Below are 21,250 nucleotides of genomic sequence, written 5' to 3' on the forward strand. Positions count from 1 at the left end.
TACATTTCTGACAGCAAAAACTATTCATATTGTAGCAAAAAAGACGAGGAAATCCTGATTTTTTGCTTTAATGTTTGGTGAGGAATAGAAAAAGAGCGAAATTTGCTCGCTCTTTTTAGATTATTTAACAACAATATTTACCAATTTATTCGGAATCGCAATAACTTTAACGATATTTCCTTCCACTTCGACTGCTTCTAAAGCTACTTTTTCAAGTTGGTCTTTTGGTAAATCTTTTTCAATCATGACTTTAGCTTTTAACTTACCGTTGATTTGAACGACAATTTCTATTTCATCTTCAACAAGTTTGCTTTCATCAAATGATGGCCATGCAACATACGAAATACCTGCTTCATTACCGAGTTCAACCCAAAGTTCTTCTGAAAGGTGAGGTGCAAACGGAGCTAAAAGTTGAACAAAGCCTTTTGCATATTCAAGCGGTAATGTTTTAGCCTTATTGGCTGCATTTACAAAGATCATCAATTGAGAAATTGCTGTATTAAACAACATGTGATCCAAGCGCTCGGTAACGTTTTTAACTGTTTCATTATAAACTTTATCTAGGCTACCATCATTTTCTTCAGTGATTGTACTATTGCTGAGCAAACGGACCACACGATCCAAGAATTTACGCGCGCCTTCCAGTCCTTCTTCTGACCAAGGAATACTTGCATCTAAAGGTCCCATGAACATTTCATAAACGCGTAAAGTATCGGCTCCGTAACGTTTAACGACATCATCGGGATTAACCACATTTTTCAATGATTTAGACATTTTAGCTGGAGCTTGCTCAAGCTCTTCGCCAGTCTCAACATTGTAATAAGAGCCATCACGTTTTTCAACCTTATCTGTAGCAACCAAAGCACCGCGACTATCGCGATAAGAAGTTCCCAAAATCATCCCTTGATTGAAAAGTTTTTGGAAGGGTTCATTTGTTGGAACAACACCCAAGTCAAAGAGAACTTTATGCCAAAATCGTGCATAGAGAAGGTGAAGAACCGCATGTTCGGCTCCGCCGACATAAATATCAACAGGAAGCCATTCTTTAATCAGCTCTGGATCAGCAATAGCTTGGCTATTTTTAGGATCAATGTAGCGCAAGTAATACCATGACGAACCGGCCCATTGTGGCATTGTATTTGTTTCACGACGACCTTTTACACCATCTTCGCGTGTCACAGTCAGCCAATCTGTTAAATTCGCCAAAGGTGATTCGCCAGTACCTGACGGTTTAATATTTGAAGTTTTTGGTAAAACTAATGGCAGTTCTTCTTCTGGAACAGCAGTAGTTGTGCCATCTTCCCAATGAATAATTGGGATTGGCTCGCCCCAATAACGTTGACGACTAAAGAGCCAGTCACGTAGACGATAAGTCACTTTACGAGAGCCGATACCTTTTTCTTCCAGATAAGCGACCATTTTTTCAATCGCTTCTTCCTTTTCCATACCATTCAAGAAATCAGAATTTATAATTTTTCCACCTTCTGTATGGCAGACTTCTTGAACATTTCCACCATCAAAAACAGGAACGATTTCTAAGTCATAGACCTTAGCAAATTCCCAATCTCGTTCATCATGCCCAGGTACTGCCATAACGGCACCATGTCCGTAGCTTGCAAGAACGTAATCAGCAATCCAGATAGGCATTTTTTTGCCACTTACTGGATTAATTGCGTATGCACCTGTCCAAACGCCAGTCTTATCCTTTGCCAAGTCTGTACGAGCCAAATCTGACTTAAGGCTGGCTTGGTGTTTATAGTCTTCTACAGCATCAGCTTGTTCAGCAGTAGTAATTTTTTCTACTAATGGGTGCTCTGGTGCAAGAACAGCAAATGTTGAGCCAAAAAGTGTTTCTGGACGCGTTGTGAAAACCGTAAATTCTTCATCAGTGCCCTCAACTTTAAAGTTAATGTCTGCACCGACAGATTTACCAATCCAATTGCGTTGCATTTCTTTGATAGATTCTGGCCAGTCGAGCTCTTCCAAATCATTAAGCAAACGCTCCGCATAGGCTGTAATCTTAAGCATCCATTGACGCATCGGCTTGCGAACAACGGGATAGCCGCCACGCTCCGAAGTGCCATCAGGGAGGACTTCTTCATTGGCGATAGCTGTTCCTAATTCTTCAACCCAGTTGACAGCTACTTCAGCTTCATAGGCCAAACCTTTTTCATACAACTTCGTAAAAATCCACTGTGTCCATTTATAAAATTCTGGATCTGTTGTATTTACTTCACGTTCCCAGTCATAGCTGAAACCAAGACTATTGATTTGACGTTTAAAAGTAGCGATATTTTTAGCTGTAAATTCGACAGGATCATTACCTGTATCAATCGCATACTGCTCGGCAGGCAAACCAAAAGCATCCCAACCCATTGGATGAAGGACATTATAACCTTGGGCACGTTTATAACGGCTCAGAATATCTGTTGCTGTATAACCTTCAGGATGCCCCACGTGAAGACCTGCTCCTGATGGATAAGGAAACATGTCTAGTGCATAAAATTTCGGTTTGTTTTTGTCTGTTCCTGTACGGAAAGTGTTATTGTCGGCCCAGTATTTTTGCCACTTGGCTTCAATGTCAGTGTGTTTGTATTCCATATTTCATTCCTTAAAGTTTTTTATAAATTATATTTACAAATCTCAAATTCTATTATATCAAAAAAATCAAAAAAGCAGATCGCTGCTTTTTATCTGGAGCAGAAAATTATTCATGACCAATTAGACTAAATGCTAAAACTAAATCACTGCCTACAAGTTGTAAGCCATATTTCTGTTCATATTTTTTTACTTTATTGAGTAAGGTGTTCCGATGAACATAGAGCAGCTTTGCTGCAGCTGCTTGATTACCATATGTAGTATAAAGGGCACGCACTAGTTCCTTATCTTCCGGACTTTGCAGAAGCTCTTGTCTGACGTCATTCAATAATAAACTTTCGACATGCATGAGACCCTGAGCCAGAATAGACTCACTAAAGCTGGCTTTTTGCTGAAAAAACTGTGTTTCTTCTTGATAGACTTGCTCGAGCTCTTCGTTGGACACAAAGCTTCCGAGGTAATATTGAAGTTTCTCACCCATATCTTGAGACAAGACTTTTAGACTATCTGTAAGCTCTGATTTACTCAGATTATTCCCAGTATATTCTTCAATAACGAATTGTTTTTCAGCATTTTCTCGTATTACATCAGGTAAGATAAATTTTATATTTTCTACAAGTTCTGAAAAATCCGCAACAGCAAATTGCAAGATACGAAAACGTCCTAGAGGTAAAGACGAAAAGTCAGTAGTCTGCTCTGAAAGTAAGGCTATTAAAGTACGCTCTCGTTGATTAAGCTCTGCTTCTTCCACGTTGCGGTAAAGTTTTTTTATCTTTTCTATTTCCATTTTTCAAAAAAGTGACCTAAAGGTCACTCTACTCTTAATTTTCCGTAGGGATGTGTAATTCGAAAAGTGGTGACAAGGGACGCTTCTCGTGAATACGGATGATGGCATCGGCAAGCAATGGTGCGATTGAAATCTCAACAATCTTATCACTGCGACGTTCATCTGGTATTTCAATAGTATCCAAAACTACCAACTTATTAATTCCTGAACTTTCGATACGTTCAATAGCTGGACCTGATAAAACAGCATGTGTACATGAAGCATAAACTTCAGTAGCACCAAGCTCTTTCAAGGCATTTGCGGCCAAAGTAATTGTACCAGCTGTATCAATCATATCATCAATCAAGATACACTTCTTCCCTTTAACATCACCGATAATATTCATAATTTCAGCAACGTTGGCGCGTGGACGACGTTTATCAATGATTGCGATTGGTGCTTTCAAGAAAGCCGCTAACTTGCGTGCGCGGCCCACACCACCGTGGTCAGGAGAAACGATTACTAAGTCATCGCCATTGGCAAAGCCGTGACGACGGAAGTAATCAGCAATCAATGGTGAGCCCATAAGGTGATCCACAGGAATATTGAAGAAACCTTGAATCTGAGCAGCATGCAAATCAAAGGTAATCAAGCGGTCTGCACCAGCAATTTGAAGCATGTTTGCGACCAATTTTGATGTGATTGGTTCGCGTGCACGTGCTTTACGGTCTTGACGGGCATAACCATAGTAAGGCATTACCACATTGATTGAGGCAGCACTGGCACGTTTTAAGGCATCCATCATAATCAACAGTTCCATTAAGTTTTCATTAACAGGGGCACTTGTTGATTGGAGGATAAAGACGTGTTCTCCACGGATACTTTCATCGATTTTGACTTCGACTTCACCATCATTATAAGTGAGCACGCGTGATTTTCCAACTTGGATACCAATTTCTTTTGCAACTTTATGAGCCAACTTTTGGTTAGATGAAAGTGCAAATAACTTCAAATTTGAATACGACATGATAGCCTTTCTATATAAAACAGTTCTCTAATTAGACCTTTCCATTTTATCGTGAATTGTGTTTTTTTTCAAGTCCCGATAAACTATCCTAAAGCGAGGCTTTACCATTTTCATCCTAAAATTGAAAAAATGCCTATCTTTTACAGATAGACATTTTTTTTACTAGATGAGCTCCTTAAATAAACCACGTACAAAGAATTCTTCATCAAAGTCTGTAAGATCATTAATCCCTTCGCCCAGTCCGACAAGTTTTACCGGAATTTTCAAGCTCTGAACGATAGATAAAACAATTCCCCCTTTTGCAGAACCATCTAACTTGGTCAAAGCAATCCCCGTAATCGGTGTTACTGCGCTAAATTCTTTAGCTTGTTGAATAGCATTTTGACCTGTTGTTGCATCCAAAGCAAGAATCACTTCATGTGGTGCAGCAGGCAACTCACGCTTGATAATTTTTCCTATTTTTTCCAGTTCTTTCATCAAGTTATCTTTGTTTTGAAGACGACCAGCTGTATCAATCAAAAGAATATCATAGTTTTCTTCTTTTGCTTTTACGACAGCATCAAATACTACACTGGCTGGATCTGAACCTGCTGGTTTCGTGACAACAGGAACCTCTGAGCGTTTGCCCCACTCCACAAGTTGATCAATCGCACCAGCACGGAAAGTATCAGCAGCTGCAAGAAGGACTTTTTTACCTTCATTTTTATAACGATGAGCAAGTTTACCAATTGTTGTTGTCTTACCTACACCATTTACACCAACAAAAAGGAAAACAGTGAGTTCATCTTGGATATTTAACTCAGACGGTACTTTTTCATCATCAAATTTATCTACAATTTTTTCAACAATTAATTGCCGTAATGCTTCTTGTGATTTTGCATTTGCCAATTTAGCTTCGTTTCGCAACTCTTCTGTAACCTCTAAAGCTAAGTCAACACCAACGTCTGACATAATAAGTGTTTCTTCAAGCTCTTCAAAGAATTCTTCGTCCACAGAACGGAAATTAGCTAAAAAGGCATTGAAACGTTGACCAAAAGTCTTACGTGTTTTTTCTAAAGACTTGTCGTATTTTTCTTCAATATTGGTAGTTTCTTCCTCTTGAGTTGGTGAATCTACTGAAACTTTATTCTCTTCTAAGACTTCTTCCTTTGAGGCAATTGCTTCGACTTCAGCTGCTTCAAGCTCTTCAATTTCATCTTCTAGAATATCAGATTCTTCTTGGAATTCTTCTTTTTCTTCGGCTTCTGCAGCTGAAGGCTCATCTGCAAATTCAGCTACAACTTCAGGCATCGTTTCTGTTAAAACTTCTTCATCTGGCTCACTCTGAACGAGTTCTTCAGTTTCTACTTCTTCATCTACGACTTCCCCTGCTTCAACCTCTGGCTGTTCTTTTACTTCAACAACTTCTTCAGGAACATCTTCGATTTCCTTTTTCTTACCAAATAAACGATCAAATAATCCCATATTTCCTCCTACAAAACATATTCTTGAATGACTTCTGCAACTGCATGTTGGTCATTCGTAAAGTTTGAAATAATATTGGCTTCCTTCTTCACAGTCGGTACAGCATTTCCCATTGCAACACCATAACCAGCCCATGAAATCATGCTTAAATCATTTTCTTCATCACCCATCGCCATAACATTTTCAGGTGTGATATCCAATTGTTCAATCAGTTTTGATAAACCAAAGGCCTTATTTATTCCTTTAGGCATGAATTCTAACAAAATATCACGTGTTTTAAAAATTTCAAACTGGTCAAATAATGTTTTGGGAAATTTAGGAATCTGTGCATCCAGAAAAGCCGCATCTGTACAAGAAACAATCTTATTATAAATTGCATCAGGAGCAAGCTCTTCAAATTTTACGGGGTGAAATTCCAAAAGGCTGTTGATAAAGCCATATTGAGATTGTCGTGCACTCTCCGTGACATAGACAATGTCATCACTTAAAACATCACATGGAATTTCCAAAGCTTGAGTTTCCTGCTTGATGAGGCGAACATCATCATAAGTCAATACTTTCTTTGAAAGAATTTCCCCTGTATTACGTTGCACTAACCCACCATTAAAGGTAATACTAAAGTCATTGAAATCTAGCATCTTCAATGTTTTCAAAAAAGGTTGAATTGCTGCAAGAGGGCGGCCAGTTGTTAAAACTACTTCTACACCGTTCTGACGTGCTTTTTGGATTGCTTCAATATTTGGAGCAGAAATCTCTTTTGCACTGTTCAGCAGTGTTCCATCAAGATCTAAAGCGATCAATTTTACATCATTTGTCATGTTTATATTATAACATACTCTGCCCTACGATAATTGCTCCCTAAGATGCATTTTTTTAGACCAGAAATTAAAAGAGTGAAAGGCATATTCTTTTTACGTATAAGAAATAAGGAAGGTTTTATGAGCTTTAACAGGAAAATTTTTGAAGTCTTTTCCTTGAGATTTTAGCTCTCTAGGTACTTCAGAAGAGAGGAGGAAAAGTCATAAAACTCTAGAAAAACAGTAACATTAAACCATTTTCCATCAAGAACTCTCTAAAGAGAGTTAACCAAGTAATTAGACTGTGGCAAAAGCCACCTCAGTTTTAGTAAAGGAAACAACTATGACAAAAAAACTCTTTGTTCTTACTTCCATTTTATCCCTCACAATGGGTACAGTTCTCGTGGGCTGTGCAAGTGGGGATAGCAAGACGACAGATACTTCAAAAGAAAAAACAAATCGATCTAAAGAAAACATTTCCTCTTTTAATTTTATCTCCAATAAAAATCAACCTGAAACAGTGAAAGATTTTTTACCGCTATTTGCTCAGCAATTAAAAAAATATAATCAAGTCGCTGAAAAAATTTGGCCCAAAAATGCCGTGACGGGCATCCCTGTAGTTTTAGAAGATACAGAAAGTAAAAAAATGTGGAAAATAAATCCAGATGGACAAATCAGTGATTTTTCCGAAAAAGAAGCTAAGGAGCTGAATGTTGAACGCTCTGAAGCACCGGGGACTTGGGGGTATTATGGCAAGCAGTTTGATAAGTTTGGTGTAGATGCTCAATATAGCCTTGATGGAAAAACTCTTGAAGGTGGTGGAATGTATTTTTCACTAGATAGCGCTGCACTCAAAAATAAAGAGATGTGGAATCGCTATCCACACTTAGGATCATACGACGCTTTGGTCTTTGTCTTACATGAGAATTTCCATATATTTGAACAAACAAAATGGAATAAACTATCAGAAACAGAGATTGCTAAGATAGGTTCAGAAAAAGACCAACATCTAGGACAAACCGAAGCACGTATTCTACGTTACCAATTAATTCAAAACTTGATGAAGGCTGTTACTCATCCAAAGGATAAGACCTTAGTTTTGCAAGCCATCGCAACATATAATGAATATAAAACAAAGCATAAAACTGACTTTGATAATGCACACTATTGGGATCGTACTGAAGGTTCTGCACAATATATGGAAATTATGACGGCTTTATATACCTACTTCCCAGATCAACTTAGCACCGATAAGGATATCACTCATGCAATCCAAACCTTAGGGAAGCAAACTAAAGGATACGGCAGTTCTACTGGAAATGTAGAAGAATCATATGATATTGGTGCTTTCGCAGGTTTATTATTGGATAATTATGATTCATCATGGAAAATGAAACTCATGAAAGATAAAGACACTACACCAATGAGTTTATTAGCTGATTATTTCCAAAATGAAAAACTTCCAGCTTACACCCCACTTAATGAAGAAGATAAAAACAAGCTTTTAGAAAAAATAACAGATAAGAAAAAAGAGCTCGTCACATATCATAAACAATCTTTAGAAGAAATGAAGAAAGAGCTTCATGCTGCCTCAGATCCCCAGCAAAAAGAGGCATTAGAAAAGGAAATCAAAGCTCTTGAGGCAAAGATCGCCGCATTAGAAAAGTAATATAAAAAATAAACCATATTCACTTATGAATATGGTTTTATACTGTCGTGATTAAAATAAAAATAATAATTTCAGCCCCTTGGTCAGACGTGACACCTGTTTTCTCAAAAAATTATATAAATAAAAGTATATTAAAAAGCAAACAATCGCTTGATCCATTGTTTTTAATTCATTGAGATGACGAGTAGAATGACAAGAAGCAAAACTAATAATAAAAGTAACTCCCAAACCATTAGTGAAAGTAACGGGTTCAGACCTTTAATGTGTAAACGATCCGCAATCCCATCTAATATATTTTTATTCATATGTATAATATATCAAAAAGTTTAATAGTTTGCAACATAATTTCTTTGTTTTCTTTTAAATTACAAAAAGATTAATTTAAAATTCACTTCCCCAAAAACAATAACTAAAAAGTTATTGTTTTACTTCGCTTCCCATTTTTTCAAATTCTTTTTCAACAAAATATCCCGAGAGCCAAATAGCAAAGAGAATTCCAAGCATTCCTAAAAGCATTGATGCCATATCTGCCATAAGTAATTTAGAGTTTATTATCTCAGCAAAGCTATAATGTAGCCGAACAAACCAAAGAATAAGGCTTAGAGATGATCCTAACAAACCAAAAAAGAGTGTATTTACAGCAGTTCCTAGAATTTGCTGTGAAATTATAAAGCGTTGTTCCTTAAACTGCAGCAATGTCATCTGCTCATCTTGTTCTACAACTTCAGATAAACTAGCAACCAAAGCCATAGCTGCTTCTGCAACTGCACCCAACATTGAAATAACCATGACCACAATTGCAACGTTAGAAAAATTTAACCCTATTGCAAGGGATAATTCCTCTAACTCCTCTGTATCTTCGATTGCAAAACCTTGTAGGTTACCGACATACTGTACAAGCACAGCCAAAATGAGAAGAGAAAATACAACAATGAGACTTGTTTTAAAAGAAATGTTTGTTACCATATTATCATCAGAAGACATATATATGGCAATTGCCAAAATGAGTACTGAAACAACACTTAAGAGAACAAATGTGTTCATTCCCAAAGAAAGCAAGGTTATCATTGCAAAAATCAAAATGAAATTAAGCCCTAGTCCGATGAGATTTCTTATACCTTCAACACCCGAAACTAAAATCAGTAAGCCAGTCAAAATAATAAAGAGAACAATTAAACTATTCATTTCTTGCTTCCTTTCTTAGTCCAAAACTTGTCACTACAGCCGTAATCGGAACTGCAAGTACGATACCGATCGCAGAGATAATGGTTTGTAAAAGTCCAAGATTAAGGGCAGTTCCTGCAATATAATTCCATGTGTTCCCATTTCTTAGCAAGAGCAAAGTCATGGGAATCGTTTCTGCCATAAAAATCATAAAGAGCACATTTGTTAAAGTCCCAATAATCTCTTTTCCAATTTCCATGCCGGACTTAATATAGTCTTTTTGAGACATGTTTATTTCATTAAGCTGATTTTGACGATAAAGTCCAAATAAACCAGCAACGATATCTCCAGTACCATCCATAATTGCACCTAAGACACTGATGATTGCACCTACGAAAAAGAATAAAATCGGGTTTTGAGTCACATAATTCATCATTTCAAAATGAATACCTGAATTACCTGTAAGTTTTAAAACAGAAAAGGTCAGCAGAAATGTCAAAAGGCTAGTGAGAACTGTGGTGAATAGCGTAAATAACATTTGCCGTGTAAATCCTAAAACAAAACCTAGTGAGCTGATCGCAAAGACCAATGCTAAGCAAGAAAAAGTGATAAGCGCATTTACAGAAGTAAACTGAATATCAAAAGCAAGTGCTAAAACAAAGTATAAAAGGTTAAGTAGCAAGGACAATGTAAGGAAGAGTGTTGCACGCCATCGAATAAAGCTTAAGGTTAGTCCGATAAAAAGAACAGCTAAACTCACAATCAATGCATCTCGTTTCTGGCCAACGATCTGCATCGTTCCCGCACTTTCACGCAATAAAATCTTTTGATTTTTACGATAAAGCTGTCCAGTAAGTTGGGACTGATTAGAGATATTTTTTAGATTTAAAACCTGATTTTTTTGCCTAGTATTGAGCAGCCTAACTTTAAGATTTTGCTGCACTTCTGTATCTTTATTATTGAAGTTATCACTTAAAGCTGTCTTTTCCACGGTTTTTACGTCTTCAATAATCCCCAAAGGTTCATGATAAAATCGTGCATTATGATCGACGATAACAAAAGCTGCCACTGCAACCAAGCAGGGCAGAATAATTTTTTTCAGAAAGAATTTAATCATTATTTTTTACCACAGTCAAAATTACAAAATATCCTAAGATATAAATAACCGCAAAGGTGAGAATCAGTCCTAAGGAGAATTTTGTTTTTGGCTCATTTTGTGAAATAGAGAAACCAAAAGAAGCGTACTTGCTGTTGGGCAGCTCAATCAGATGCGGATAGTCTAGATTTTCTGTATTGGTCATTAAGGCCAACGTAACAGGAACTTTTTGAATATTTTCTACTCGCAGACGATAATGACCAACTGGCATTTCCGTCTTCAAAACAGTCATCGCATCTTCTGCCAGAATTGGGGTTTCACCAACTTCTTTCCATTGGTCAGCTTCTTTTTTCTCAAGAATCAATTTCATTTCCATATTCGCATAAGAGTTGAAATCAATACGATTGGCTGATGTAGTTAAATCAAATGCTTGAGAAATACTTTTCCCTGCCCCTAAGTCGATACTGCCTTTGCTATAACCAAAGTGATTGACCGAATGTTGCTGCGCGTTCACGACAATTGCTTGTTTTGGTTGTTTTTGCAACAATGTTAGCATCAGCCCTAAAGACAACAAAGCCATAATTGGATAAGCTATCTTCAAGAGCTTGCTTCGCCCTTTTTCAGGTCTAAAGACAGTTTTTTCCGAAAAAATTTTATCAAAGCTAAGTGCAGCCGCAAGAATGATTAAAGCAAAGGTCATGAATTGGTAACGAGGTTTAACTTCCCAAAGTAAAGTATGAAAGAGTGTAATTCCCATCGTTGTTAAAATTGCTAGAGAAAAAACTGATATCTCCTCTTTTTTTGTCTTCCAAAGGCGGTAAACAATGGCAAAGAGAAATACGGTCATCAGCGCTTTAGCATAAGTTGAGATAAAGATATTAATAGCACCAATATTATCAATGACCCAACCTGGAGCTTTCGTCCAATTGTAATACCCAGAAAAAAGCTGATAATCAGTAGCCGTTGCAAAAGTCCCACAAGACCAAAGTTGACCAAACTTCGCCAATAAGAGTATTGGAATCATCCATGGATTTTTTCCTAAATGTACTAAACGCTCTTTGATTCCAGCAATATTAGCTTCTTTGGCCGTTTCAAAACCAAAGTGGTTTAGTGTATAGTCACGATCAACAGGTGTCCATTCGCCCATTGATTCTGTATTTAGGCCCTCATAAATCCAGTTTACTGTTGGAAAAACATCTGGTCCTTTTAAGTCATATTGCATAGCACTTGCTAAACCACGAGTTACTCCCATTGCCAAAACAATACCAACAAAAGAAGCTAAAATGAGCTTAACTATTGAAAGCCATAATTTTTTATATTTTTTTCGTTGACTAAAGGCCACTAAGCCCAAAATTGCTAAAGCAATCAGAATGATGATCACATTGGGGCGCGCAAGGAATCCAAGAGTAAATAAGATTGCCGTACTGACAAATTGCCAAATACCGAATGAACTTGTACGTTGAGCCTTATCAAAACGCAGTGCAACAATCAATAAAACTAAAATCGCAAATCCATCTGAATATCCTACCCTCAATAAGAAGTCATAATTCATTGGAAGCATAAGCATCAGAAGGGCCACAAAGGTTGCTAAATCTGGTCTTTTTTTCCATAGGAAGCGAACCAGCAATGCCCAAATACTTGTATTGATAAGGATATTAAAAGCATAAAAGACGAAGTAGTAAGAGATATGGAGTACTTCTGCAAGCTTCATAAATCCAACATTCAAAGCTACCAGAGGCACGAGGTTAGGATATTGCCTAATCCAAACATCCCAAACCATATCTCCTTGCATAATTCGTGTGGCCTGTGCTTGAATATGCCAGGGGTCTCCGAAAACCATCGTATGAATTTGAGTCACAGATAAAATCTGTAAGAGAAGAAAAACTGCAAAAAAGGCGAAAATAAATATTTTCAAGCCTTTTTTATTCATATTTTGAAATTTTCTATAGGCAAAACGGAGGATGAAAAAGAGCAAACCAGCACACAACACAACCGAAATAGGTTCGACAAAACCAGCATCCGTAAAAGGTTGCACAGCCATAATAGCTAGGGCTGCAATAAAGAGCCAAAGCAGAATACGATACATGCTTTTATTCAGAAATTCCATTTTTCCTCCTACTGCGTTGAATAAAGTCTACCAAGCCCATGGTTGCTAGAATAAGCATTATTGGTGCAAAGTTATAAAGGTAACGTGAATTAGCTTCCCAAAGTAATAAGAAGCCTGTCAAACCGGCCATTGAAAGTCCGACAATGAACCATTCTGTTTTATGCTTCTTGAAAATACCTAGGAAGATTTCATACCACATCAAGGGGACGATGGCTAACCAATAGAGTGTTTGTGCTGCTTTAATCAACAACCAGCCCGTAATATTCCCTTCTTCTGGCGCAAAGCTGGTCCAGTCAAAATAACGGAATATAAAGGGATTAGAATGACGATATGTATAGAAGAAATTACTCAAATCACCGTTAAACCACGTATACATGATTTTACGCCACAATTGAACCAGAACACCTGGAACACCCATTTCCTTGAGATTTTCAATAAAACGATGCTTTATACCTTCTTTCTTTGATGCTACATCTGTAAATGATTGAGAGTAGGCTAAGACATCAGGATTGAAGCCTCCATACTTATTGATAGGATCAAAAGACATTGTTACCCAATGAATCATCGGCAAATTGTAACGGTCATTAGCTTGTTCTGAGAAAGCTGGTTCATTTGCGATAACTGCCTTAACACCTTGATGCACACCCACAAAAAGTAATGCTGCTACAGGAACCATAATGAGCAGTTTTTTCCATTTACGGTTAAGTACAAGGAAACAAAAGACAGCAATCATTGGGATGAAAACAGTAGGTTTAATACTATAGCCAAAGAATACAACAAGGCATGCTGCTATCCACCAGATAATCATCTTGCTGGTCTTCTCTGACTGAAGTGCATAAATCATAAAGAGTAAGCCAAAGATGACAAAAGGTAAGGTTGCTGTATCTGTGTAGAGCTGTGCTCCATAAAGATAGAAGGGTATAAAACCAAAAGCAACTAAATTGTAAATCAAAGCCATTTTAAGATTAGAAATCTTTTTAATGATTAATGAACCACCTAGAACAGAAAGACTTGTCAGAATTGCTGCTACTACAGTTGTCGCAATGATTCTCGATAAGTTGGTTGTGAAAGGAGCAAAAAGAGTGTTATAGACAATACCGAAAAACTGATTATTGGGATAACGTAAAAAATAGAGAAGTTCATCTTCAGTCATTGGAAGATGTGTAAATGAACGACCACCAAGCTGCATGGTATCTCTAAATATTACAAAGAAATCCCAGTCATGTGCTGTGTCAGGCACATGAATAATAAAGAAAAAAGGCACAAGCAATACTGCAAGCCCTAAAATCCACATTGACATTTTATAGTAATGTTGGATTTTACTTTCTGTAAGTGTGTCGATTTTCTTAACTGATCGATAAACGAAAACCATGTAAGCTGCTGCGATAAACATACAGATATTCCCGAGGATAAAAGCTGTGATGTACTTTTCATTCCAAACAGGTGTTTCCATGATTACATAGATATTTGTTCCAAGCCAGATGAGGCCAAAGATAAGTGACCAAAAGATCTTACACTTTCGCGGATCTTTTAAGTGTTGATGTAGTGTATTCAACATTATTTTCCTTTAAAACGTTTTGTAGTAGTTGATTGGATTTTCCCAATACAACAAAATGATATTCTTTTCCTATATAGATAAAACGAAGCGTTCTTGGCGTAAGTTTTACTGAGCTCATATAATTGAAGTCAATTTCAAGCATACCTAAACGAAAATCACGAGAAAAATGCAGTGCATTTTCTGCTGCAAAAAAGCGACGTTGTCTCACTAAGAAATAGAAAGCGAGAACCAGAAAAACAAGAATAGTTATTTGAAACCAATTCATTCGAAGATTGTTTTCATAGAAAAGAACTTGTTGGAAAGAAAGGAGAATAACCCACCACATCCAGGCTATTTTATAAATATTACTTAAAGGCTGAAAATATCCTGATTTCATAAAATATTACTTTCCTTTCTCATCTTTTTTGCTGGTGGAAGGTGCATTTTTTGCATCTTCTTTTTCTTTATCTTTTGCTTTTGCTGCTGCTTCAGCTTCTTCTTGAGCTTTTTTCGCTGCCAAGACCGGATCGTTAAAGAGATCAACTGTAGATACTCCTTGGTTTTCGGAAAGAAGAGATGTAGAACGTGCTTTCAAGACATCTTGTTCTTCTTTCAAACGATTCCTTGTTGAAGTGACATTGTAACTATAGTTACCCGGCTGTACCGGCTTAAACCCAGGCGGAGTGTAGAAACGAAGGAGATCTTCCGTATTGAAGGTATCTGACATGTCTAACATTTTATTAACTTTTTCTTGGATGCTATCCACATACTTCTGTTGACTTTCCGTTAACTTCAGAACTTCTCCGGTCTTTGTGTCATGGTAAACCGAACTTGTCGCACTTGATTTGGTGATTGTTGGTGTGACGAAACCACGATTTCGAAGTGCAACGAATTGTTCACGTTTTGGTGCAAAGACATCTTGTCCAAACTGGATATAATCTTTTGTTGAAATACCAAGCAAGTGCTCCAAGGTTGGCATAACATCGATTTCACCAATAAATTCATCACTGATGTGTCCAGATGTTTGACCAGGAATATCAATCATGAACGGTGTACGTTGCATCATTGTATTATCATACTCTGTCCAGTTATCTGCACTTTTACCAATGAATGGGGCATAGTATTTTGTATCTGAACCAGAAATTCCGTAGTGATCACCGTAAAGAACAATAACGGATTTTTCATAAAGTCCAGATTTTTTCAAGTAATCAAAGAAATCTTTAACCGATGAATCCAGATAATTAGCGGTAACAAAATAATTGTCAACGACTGAGTTCCCTGAACCACCTTCTAAAAGTTTTGGGTTCATCTCATAATCTTCAAGACCTGTATAAGGCGTATGATTTGTAACCGTCAAATATTTCGCATAAAAAGGTTGCTGTAACTGCTCAAGATATGGAATTGAATCGTTAAAGAAATATTTATCTTTAACGCCCCAAGCAGTAGAGTTCGTTGGCGTGAGATCATAGAAAGATTGGTCAAAGAAGTTTTGATAACCCATATTACGATAAACGTTATTACGACTATAAAATGAGCCAACATTCCCATGAAAAACCGCACTTGAATAGCCTTCTTTTTGTTGCAGAATGGCTGGCATAGCTTGGAAAGTTTGTGTACTTCCTAGACTTGAGAAGAGTGAACCAGATGATAAACCAAACGTTGAAGTTTCAAGCATGGTTTCTGCATCAGAAGTTTTTCCTTGCCCAACTTGGTTAAAGAAATTTGAGAAAGAATAAACAGAAGGATTATTGTTATAAAGTGAATTCAAGAAGGGAGTAACTTCTTCACCGTTTACCTTCATATTAATGACATCTTGTTGCAGTGATTCAAGGTGAATCACAATAACGTTACGGTTTTTCGCAATCCCAAACATCTTGGCATTTGGCGCAAGATAGCGATCTTCTTGAATGTATTTTTGAACTTTTGTAAAGTCTGTTTTAGAAGCCATAGCTCGAGTTTCGTTGGACACATGAGTATACCAGCTATTGGTCGCTAACCATGGGCCTAAGCCCAAATAACGGACAACATAAGTGGCATCGTATTGTGCTTGTCGTGAAACTAAACGATGCTCAGTGAGATCCGCCATCCAAAAGTTTAAGCCAAAAATCATGACAGAGGCACTGAAAACCTTAAAGGCAAAAATATTCGTAGGACGACGCTCATCCATTCTAATCTTCTTGGTAAGAAAAAGCACAAGAATAACAATAATGTCAATCCAGAACACGATGTCCACCCAAGAAATAGCGATTGAACCTAAGTCGAAACCTTTTCCGACCATCCCTGCTCCCCCCGTTAAGGTGTTAAGCGTAAGAAAGTCTGAAAACTCACGATAGTAAAGGATATTTCCGTAGACTAACAAGTTTCCAATCAAGTTCATTAATAGCATACCTAGATAGAAAAGCTGCTTTCTTTTAATAAACAGTATTAAGCTAAAGAAGATTGCTGTAAAGCCTATGGGATTCACAATAACCAATAGATAATCTGCAAGATTAGAAGAGTTCAAACCCTTAAAGACAGAAAAGTAAGCAATCATGGTTTTGACCCAAATAAAGAAGGTCGACCAGCATACTAAACCTAGTCGTGTATTAAAACTATTAAGTAATTTTTTCAAGGTAAACCTCAATTTATTTTTTATTTGCACAAGATTAAATTCCTTTTTTTACATTGGGAATAATTCTAACAAATGAGCCTTGAGCTAAGCTTAAGCTTTATATGGCTGACCTGTTTAAACTTCATCCTCTAATCGTACAGAAATGACCTTAGAAACCCCTGCATCAGCCATTGTGACACCATACATGGTACCTGCTGCTGCCATTGTCCCACGACGATGTGTGACAACAATAAATTGGTTGGAGTTATCAAAGTGATTCATGTAATCTCCGAAACGTTTAACATTCGCTTCATCTAATGCTGCTTCTACCTCATCCAAGACCACAAATGGAACCGTTCTAACTCGTAAAATAGCAAAAATTAATGCCAGAGCAGTTAAGGCTTTTTCTCCTCCAGACATGAGATTCAAGCTGGCTAATTTTTTACCTGGAGGTTGTACTTTGATTTCGACGCCAGCTTCCAATAGATTAGTGCTGGTTAACTCAAGATTAGCTTCTCCTCCGGCAAACATTTGTGAAAAGGTTAGTTGGAAACTTTCTCTAATTTGTTCAAATGTTGTCTTAAAGCGGATTTCTACCTCTTCATTCATCTCTTGAATCGTTTCGAGTAGCATATTTTTAGCTTCCAAGAGGTCATCCCGTTGGCCACTCAAAAATTCGTGACGTTGATATACTTCCTCATACTGAGTGATAGCATCCAAATTAATCGGACCGAGCGCACGGATTTGGCGTTCTAAAAGACTGAGCTGCTGCTCTGATTCAGAAAGATTTTCAAGGGTTTTAGCCTTCATTTTAGCTTCATCGAAACTCATTTCATACTCAGTAAAGAGTGTGGTTTGACGATTTTTCAAGAGCTTTTCTGATTGTTCAATCCTTACTTCCAAACGCGCTTTTTGATTATTTAGTACTTGATTTTGTTCCAATAGGTCCCGATTTTGCTCTTCAAATTCTTCTGCTTGAGCTTGAAGATCGTCCCTCTCAAAGCGTAAGCTCACTAACTTCACATTAGCTTCTTGAAGTTTAGCCTCAGCCTCTTTCAATTGGTAAGCATAAAGATTACGACTTTCTTCATCGATCTGAGCTTCCCCAATTGCTTGCAACTTAGCTTTTTCAGTACCTAAAGCTTCATATTCTTGCCTTAAGCGCTCTTGCTCGGTTTGAGCAAAACGTAATTCATTTTTTAGACTGGACAGGAGTAATTTCGTTTCATGATAAGCACTATTTTTTTGTTCTTTAAGAGCATTGAAACTTTGACTGTTAGATTTAACTTCTTCAAGTTGATTATCTAAGGATTGTTTGTCCTCAGCAATTTTAGACAGCTGCTGTATCAGCATTTCGTTATTCTTTGATAATTCTTGCAGTGCTTGGTGCGCTTCCGTATTTTCGGTATCCGCAACCAAATCTTGCAGATTTGCTTTTTGCTCTGATAATTGCTTAATCTGCAACTGTAAGCTTTGTTCCGCAAGGCGTTTTTCTTGAATATTGGAACGTAAAGCTTCAAGTTGACCACTCAAAGTTTGACGTGAAAGCTGCTGCTTTTGTAATTTGTCTTCGACTGCTTTTAGCTTACTTTCTGCTAAAGCGATAACTTCAGTCAGATGATCAATTTCTGTGCTGGTAAAAGTTGTATTGTTACGTTTTGCTGCACCACCAGAGTAAGAACCTCCCGGATTAATCTGCGTACCATCCAAGGTAACGATACGAATAGTGTAGTTCATTGTACGTGCTATTTGACTTGCATGTTCAGCTGTATCAACAATGGCGGTAGTTGCTAACAAACTTGACATTGCTCTTTGCAATCGTGGTTCAAAATTAACCAAATTTAAAGCAGTATCAATGAACCCCTCCATTGTCACTAGACGTTCGTAATTTCGAAACTCCCGAGGCTTTATTGTTGTGAGCGGGAGAAATGTTGCACGACCCAAGCGTTTTTCTCTTAAATAAGCGATAGCTTTTTTGGCTGAGTTTTCATCTTCTACCACAATATTTTGACTGCCACCACCTAAAGCAATATCAATAGCTGTGGTGTATTTTTTATCAAAAGTTAAAAGATCGGCAACAACGCCAATAACACCACCAAGTGCAGCACTTTGTGTCATAACAGCCCGTACACCCTGATACAGGTTACTGTGACTGTCCCGAATATTTTCCATGCTTGCAAGATTGGCCTTGTACTTGCTAAGCTGTTGCATCTGATCGTACATCACATTTTGACCTTGACGCTCTGCTTCAACATATTTTGCTTCTATCGCGCTCTTTTCTTGTAGTTCCTTTTCAAGTTTTTGAGCAGTTTGAGTGAGCGCGCCTAAAGCAGTTTTTGCTTTTGTAAGATCAGCAGAAATCGTTTGAAACTTTTCTGTGTTTTCTTTTGCGTTTTCATCAGATTCCACTAGGCGACGTGAAATATTTTCATATTCAGCCTTATTTTTAGTTAATTGATTAGAAAACTCTGCCTCTTGTTGCACCAATTGCAAATAGTCTTCGCGAAGTCGCTCTGCTAAAGTTTCTGGACTTTCAGCAAAACGTTCCAATTCTTTTTCTAACTGCTCAAGTTGTTCTTGGGCTGCCTTCTCTTTATCTTTGAGTTCCGCTTTTTTCTTTTCTGAAGTTTCTTTCTGTTGCGAAACTTCCTGTAATTTAACATCAAGTTCTTCAATACGCTCTTGACGTTCTGCAGCTGATTTTTGAGAAGAGGACTTTTGCAGATCGAAAACTTCTATTTTATGTTGTAAATCAGACTTAAGTTCTGTTAAGGACAAGCTGTCTTGTTGGACTTTCTCTTGCTCTTGTTCTACTTTCAAACGCGCTTTTTTAAGATTAGTTAGCTGCTCTTCGTAGCTTTCTTGTTGACTTTTTAAAGTACTAAGCTCAGTTTCTACTACATTTAAGTCATCTTTCGCTTGTTCATACTTTTCCTTCTCCTCAAGAAGTTGAGCCACCAAAACAGAAAGAGCAAGCTCAGAGCGTTGTGCCTCTAAATCTTGAAAACGCAAAGCAACATCACGTTGGGCACGCAATGGTGTTAATTGACCATTAAGCTCAAAGATAATATCTTCGAGACGATCGAGATTATCTTGTGTGGTCTGTAGTTTGCTCTCTGTTTCAGCACGCCGCGTCTTGTACTTCAAAACACCAGCTGCTTCTTCAAAAATTGCTCGACGTTCTTCTGCTTTCGAATTAAAGACTGATTCGATACGCCCTTGGGAAATAATCGAAAGAGAATCACGCCCCAATCCTGTATCTGTGAAAAGTTCATGAATATCTTTCAAGCGGCACTTACGCCCATTAATCAAAAATTCCGAATCACCATTGCGATATAGGCGACGTGTAATAGTTACTTCCACGTCTTCTTCATAACCTGTAAGATACTGGTCTGCATTATCAAAAGTTACAATAACTTCAGTATAGTTTAGTGCCTTACGCTTTGCTGTACCTGAAAAAATAACATCCGGCATTTTCCCGCCACGAAGTGACTTAGCTGATTGCTCTCCTAAAGCCCAGCGTAGTGCTTCAACTATATTTGACTTACCGGAACCATTGGGTCCAACAACAGCTGTAACGCCTTGGTCAAATTCAATTTTCGTGCGGTCAGCAAAAGACTTAAAGCCGACAATTTCCATTTTTTTAAGATACATGAATCTGACCTTTTATTGCATTTTCCGCTGCTTTTTGTTCAGCAACTTTCTTTGATTTACCTCGCCCACGTCCAAGCTCTTTTCCATTATTATAAACTGCAGCGACGAATTCACGCGCGTGTGCTGGGCCTGTTTCTTCTAAAATTTTATATTCGATGATCGTCTCACCATCAACTTGCAGAACCTCTTGCAGGTTTGTTTTATAATCAATGACTTTAAAATAATCGTCAGCTTTTACATGCGGAATAACCACTCGATTTATAAATCGACGAACTTCTTCCATACCTGCATCTAAGAAAAGAGCACCTAGAAAAGCTTCAAAGAGATTTTCTAGGTTGGTATCACGATTACGTCCGCCTGTTTTTTCCTCACCATTACCTAAACGTAGAAAACGTCCAAACTCACACTGACGCGAAAAATTAGCCAAAGATTCTGTGCGGACAATGCTAGAACGCATCTTCGATAATTCACCTTCAAGTTTATCTGGATAAGTACGATAAAGATATTCTGAGATGATTAAAGACAGAGCGACGTCTCCCAAAAACTCCAAACGTTCATTGTTTGCAACCTTTGGGAGGCGTTCTTCATTCGTGTAGCTCGAGTGAGTAAAAGCTATTTTTAACAATTCTTCATCAGCAAATTTTATACCAAATTCATTTTTAAGCTTATTTTGAAGCTCAAACATAAAAATTCCTCCTAAATTTTATTATTAACTTAGTTATTATATCAAATTTTTGTGCCTTTTTGGTGTAGACTACAAAGAAAAGAGCTTGCACAGGCA

General features: G+C 37.5%; 14 protein-coding genes. 1 reads left to right on the forward strand and 13 read right to left on the reverse strand.

The features are described from left to right. Nucleotides 1–120: 120 nt before the first annotated feature. From leuS to J0J33_RS09170, 5 genes are all read right to left on the reverse strand, one after another. Nucleotides 121–2,601 carry a leucine--tRNA ligase gene (gene leuS / locus J0J33_RS09150; protein ID WP_165706802.1) on the reverse strand — a complete coding sequence of 827 codons (2,481 nt, stop codon included), beginning with the start codon at nucleotides 2,599–2,601 and terminating at the stop codon, nucleotides 121–123. Nucleotides 2,602–2,707: 106 nt separating this feature from the next. After that, nucleotides 2,708–3,385: a helix-turn-helix domain-containing protein gene (locus J0J33_RS09155; RefSeq protein WP_019293844.1), complete on the reverse strand. Its 678-nt coding sequence runs from the start codon at nucleotides 3,383–3,385 to the stop codon at nucleotides 2,708–2,710. 34 nt (nucleotides 3,386–3,419) lie between these two features. Beyond that, nucleotides 3,420–4,391, reverse strand: a complete 972-nt coding sequence (locus J0J33_RS09160; RefSeq protein ID WP_004256224.1) for a ribose-phosphate diphosphokinase — start codon at nucleotides 4,389–4,391, stop codon at nucleotides 3,420–3,422. Nucleotides 4,392–4,553: 162 nt separating this feature from the next. Further along, nucleotides 4,554–5,855 (reverse strand): signal recognition particle-docking protein FtsY, encoded by a 1,302-nt coding sequence (gene ftsY / locus J0J33_RS09165; protein WP_165706800.1) that lies wholly within the window; start codon nucleotides 5,853–5,855, stop codon nucleotides 4,554–4,556. A gap of 8 nt (nucleotides 5,856–5,863) precedes the next feature. Then, entirely contained in the window at nucleotides 5,864–6,673 is an 810-nt protein-coding gene (locus tag J0J33_RS09170) for a Cof-type HAD-IIB family hydrolase (protein ID WP_004256220.1), read from the reverse strand. A 322-nt stretch (nucleotides 6,674–6,995) separates the two neighbouring features. Between J0J33_RS09170 and J0J33_RS09175 the strand changes: the two genes are divergently transcribed. After that, entirely contained in the window at nucleotides 6,996–8,321 is a 1,326-nt protein-coding gene (locus tag J0J33_RS09175) for a hypothetical protein (protein WP_206921712.1), read from the forward strand. Between the two features lie 417 nt (nucleotides 8,322–8,738). Here the strand turns inward: J0J33_RS09175 and J0J33_RS09180 are convergent, their stop codons facing one another. The 8 genes from J0J33_RS09180 to rnc form a co-directional block, all read right to left on the reverse strand. Next, nucleotides 8,739–9,506 carry a YibE/F family protein gene (locus tag J0J33_RS09180; protein WP_206921713.1) on the reverse strand — a complete coding sequence of 256 codons (768 nt, stop codon included), beginning with the start codon at nucleotides 9,504–9,506 and terminating at the stop codon, nucleotides 8,739–8,741. Then, entirely contained in the window at nucleotides 9,499–10,602 is a 1,104-nt protein-coding gene (locus J0J33_RS09185; protein ID WP_004256215.1) for a YibE/F family protein, read from the reverse strand. Before J0J33_RS09185 ends, J0J33_RS09180 begins: the two co-directional genes overlap by 8 nt. Next, nucleotides 10,595–12,688, reverse strand: a complete 2,094-nt coding sequence (locus J0J33_RS09190) for a hypothetical protein (RefSeq protein ID WP_206887584.1) — start codon at nucleotides 12,686–12,688, stop codon at nucleotides 10,595–10,597. The genes J0J33_RS09185 and J0J33_RS09190 overlap by 8 nt, the downstream gene beginning before the upstream one ends. Next, the gene (locus tag J0J33_RS09195; protein ID WP_019293682.1) at nucleotides 12,672–14,246 is read right to left on the reverse strand and encodes a glycosyltransferase family 39 protein; all 1,575 of its coding nucleotides are present in this window, start codon (nucleotides 14,244–14,246) and stop codon (nucleotides 12,672–12,674) included. Before J0J33_RS09195 ends, J0J33_RS09190 begins: the two co-directional genes overlap by 17 nt. Continuing rightward, on the reverse strand, nucleotides 14,200–14,622 hold the full coding sequence (locus tag J0J33_RS09200; protein WP_004256207.1) for an EbsA family protein: 423 nt from the start codon (nucleotides 14,620–14,622) through the stop codon (nucleotides 14,200–14,202). Before J0J33_RS09200 ends, J0J33_RS09195 begins: the two co-directional genes overlap by 47 nt. Nucleotides 14,623–14,628: 6 nt before the next feature. Then, nucleotides 14,629–16,866 carry an LTA synthase family protein gene (locus tag J0J33_RS09205; protein ID WP_019293683.1) on the reverse strand — a complete coding sequence of 746 codons (2,238 nt, stop codon included), beginning with the start codon at nucleotides 16,864–16,866 and terminating at the stop codon, nucleotides 14,629–14,631. An 84-nt stretch (nucleotides 16,867–16,950) separates the two neighbouring features. Beyond that, the gene (smc, locus tag J0J33_RS09210) at nucleotides 16,951–20,469 is read right to left on the reverse strand and encodes a chromosome segregation protein SMC (protein ID WP_206887588.1); all 3,519 of its coding nucleotides are present in this window, start codon (nucleotides 20,467–20,469) and stop codon (nucleotides 16,951–16,953) included. Then, a complete protein-coding gene (gene rnc / locus J0J33_RS09215) occupies nucleotides 20,459–21,154 on the reverse strand; it encodes a ribonuclease III (RefSeq protein WP_004256199.1) in 696 nt (231 codons plus the stop codon). Before rnc ends, smc begins: the two co-directional genes overlap by 11 nt. Nucleotides 21,155–21,250 lie beyond the last annotated feature (96 nt).

Origin of the sequence: Lactococcus sp. LG1267, from assembly GCF_017309545.1 — a bacterium.
GTDB classification, from domain to species: Bacteria; Bacillota; Bacilli; order Lactobacillales; family Streptococcaceae; genus Lactococcus; species Lactococcus petauri.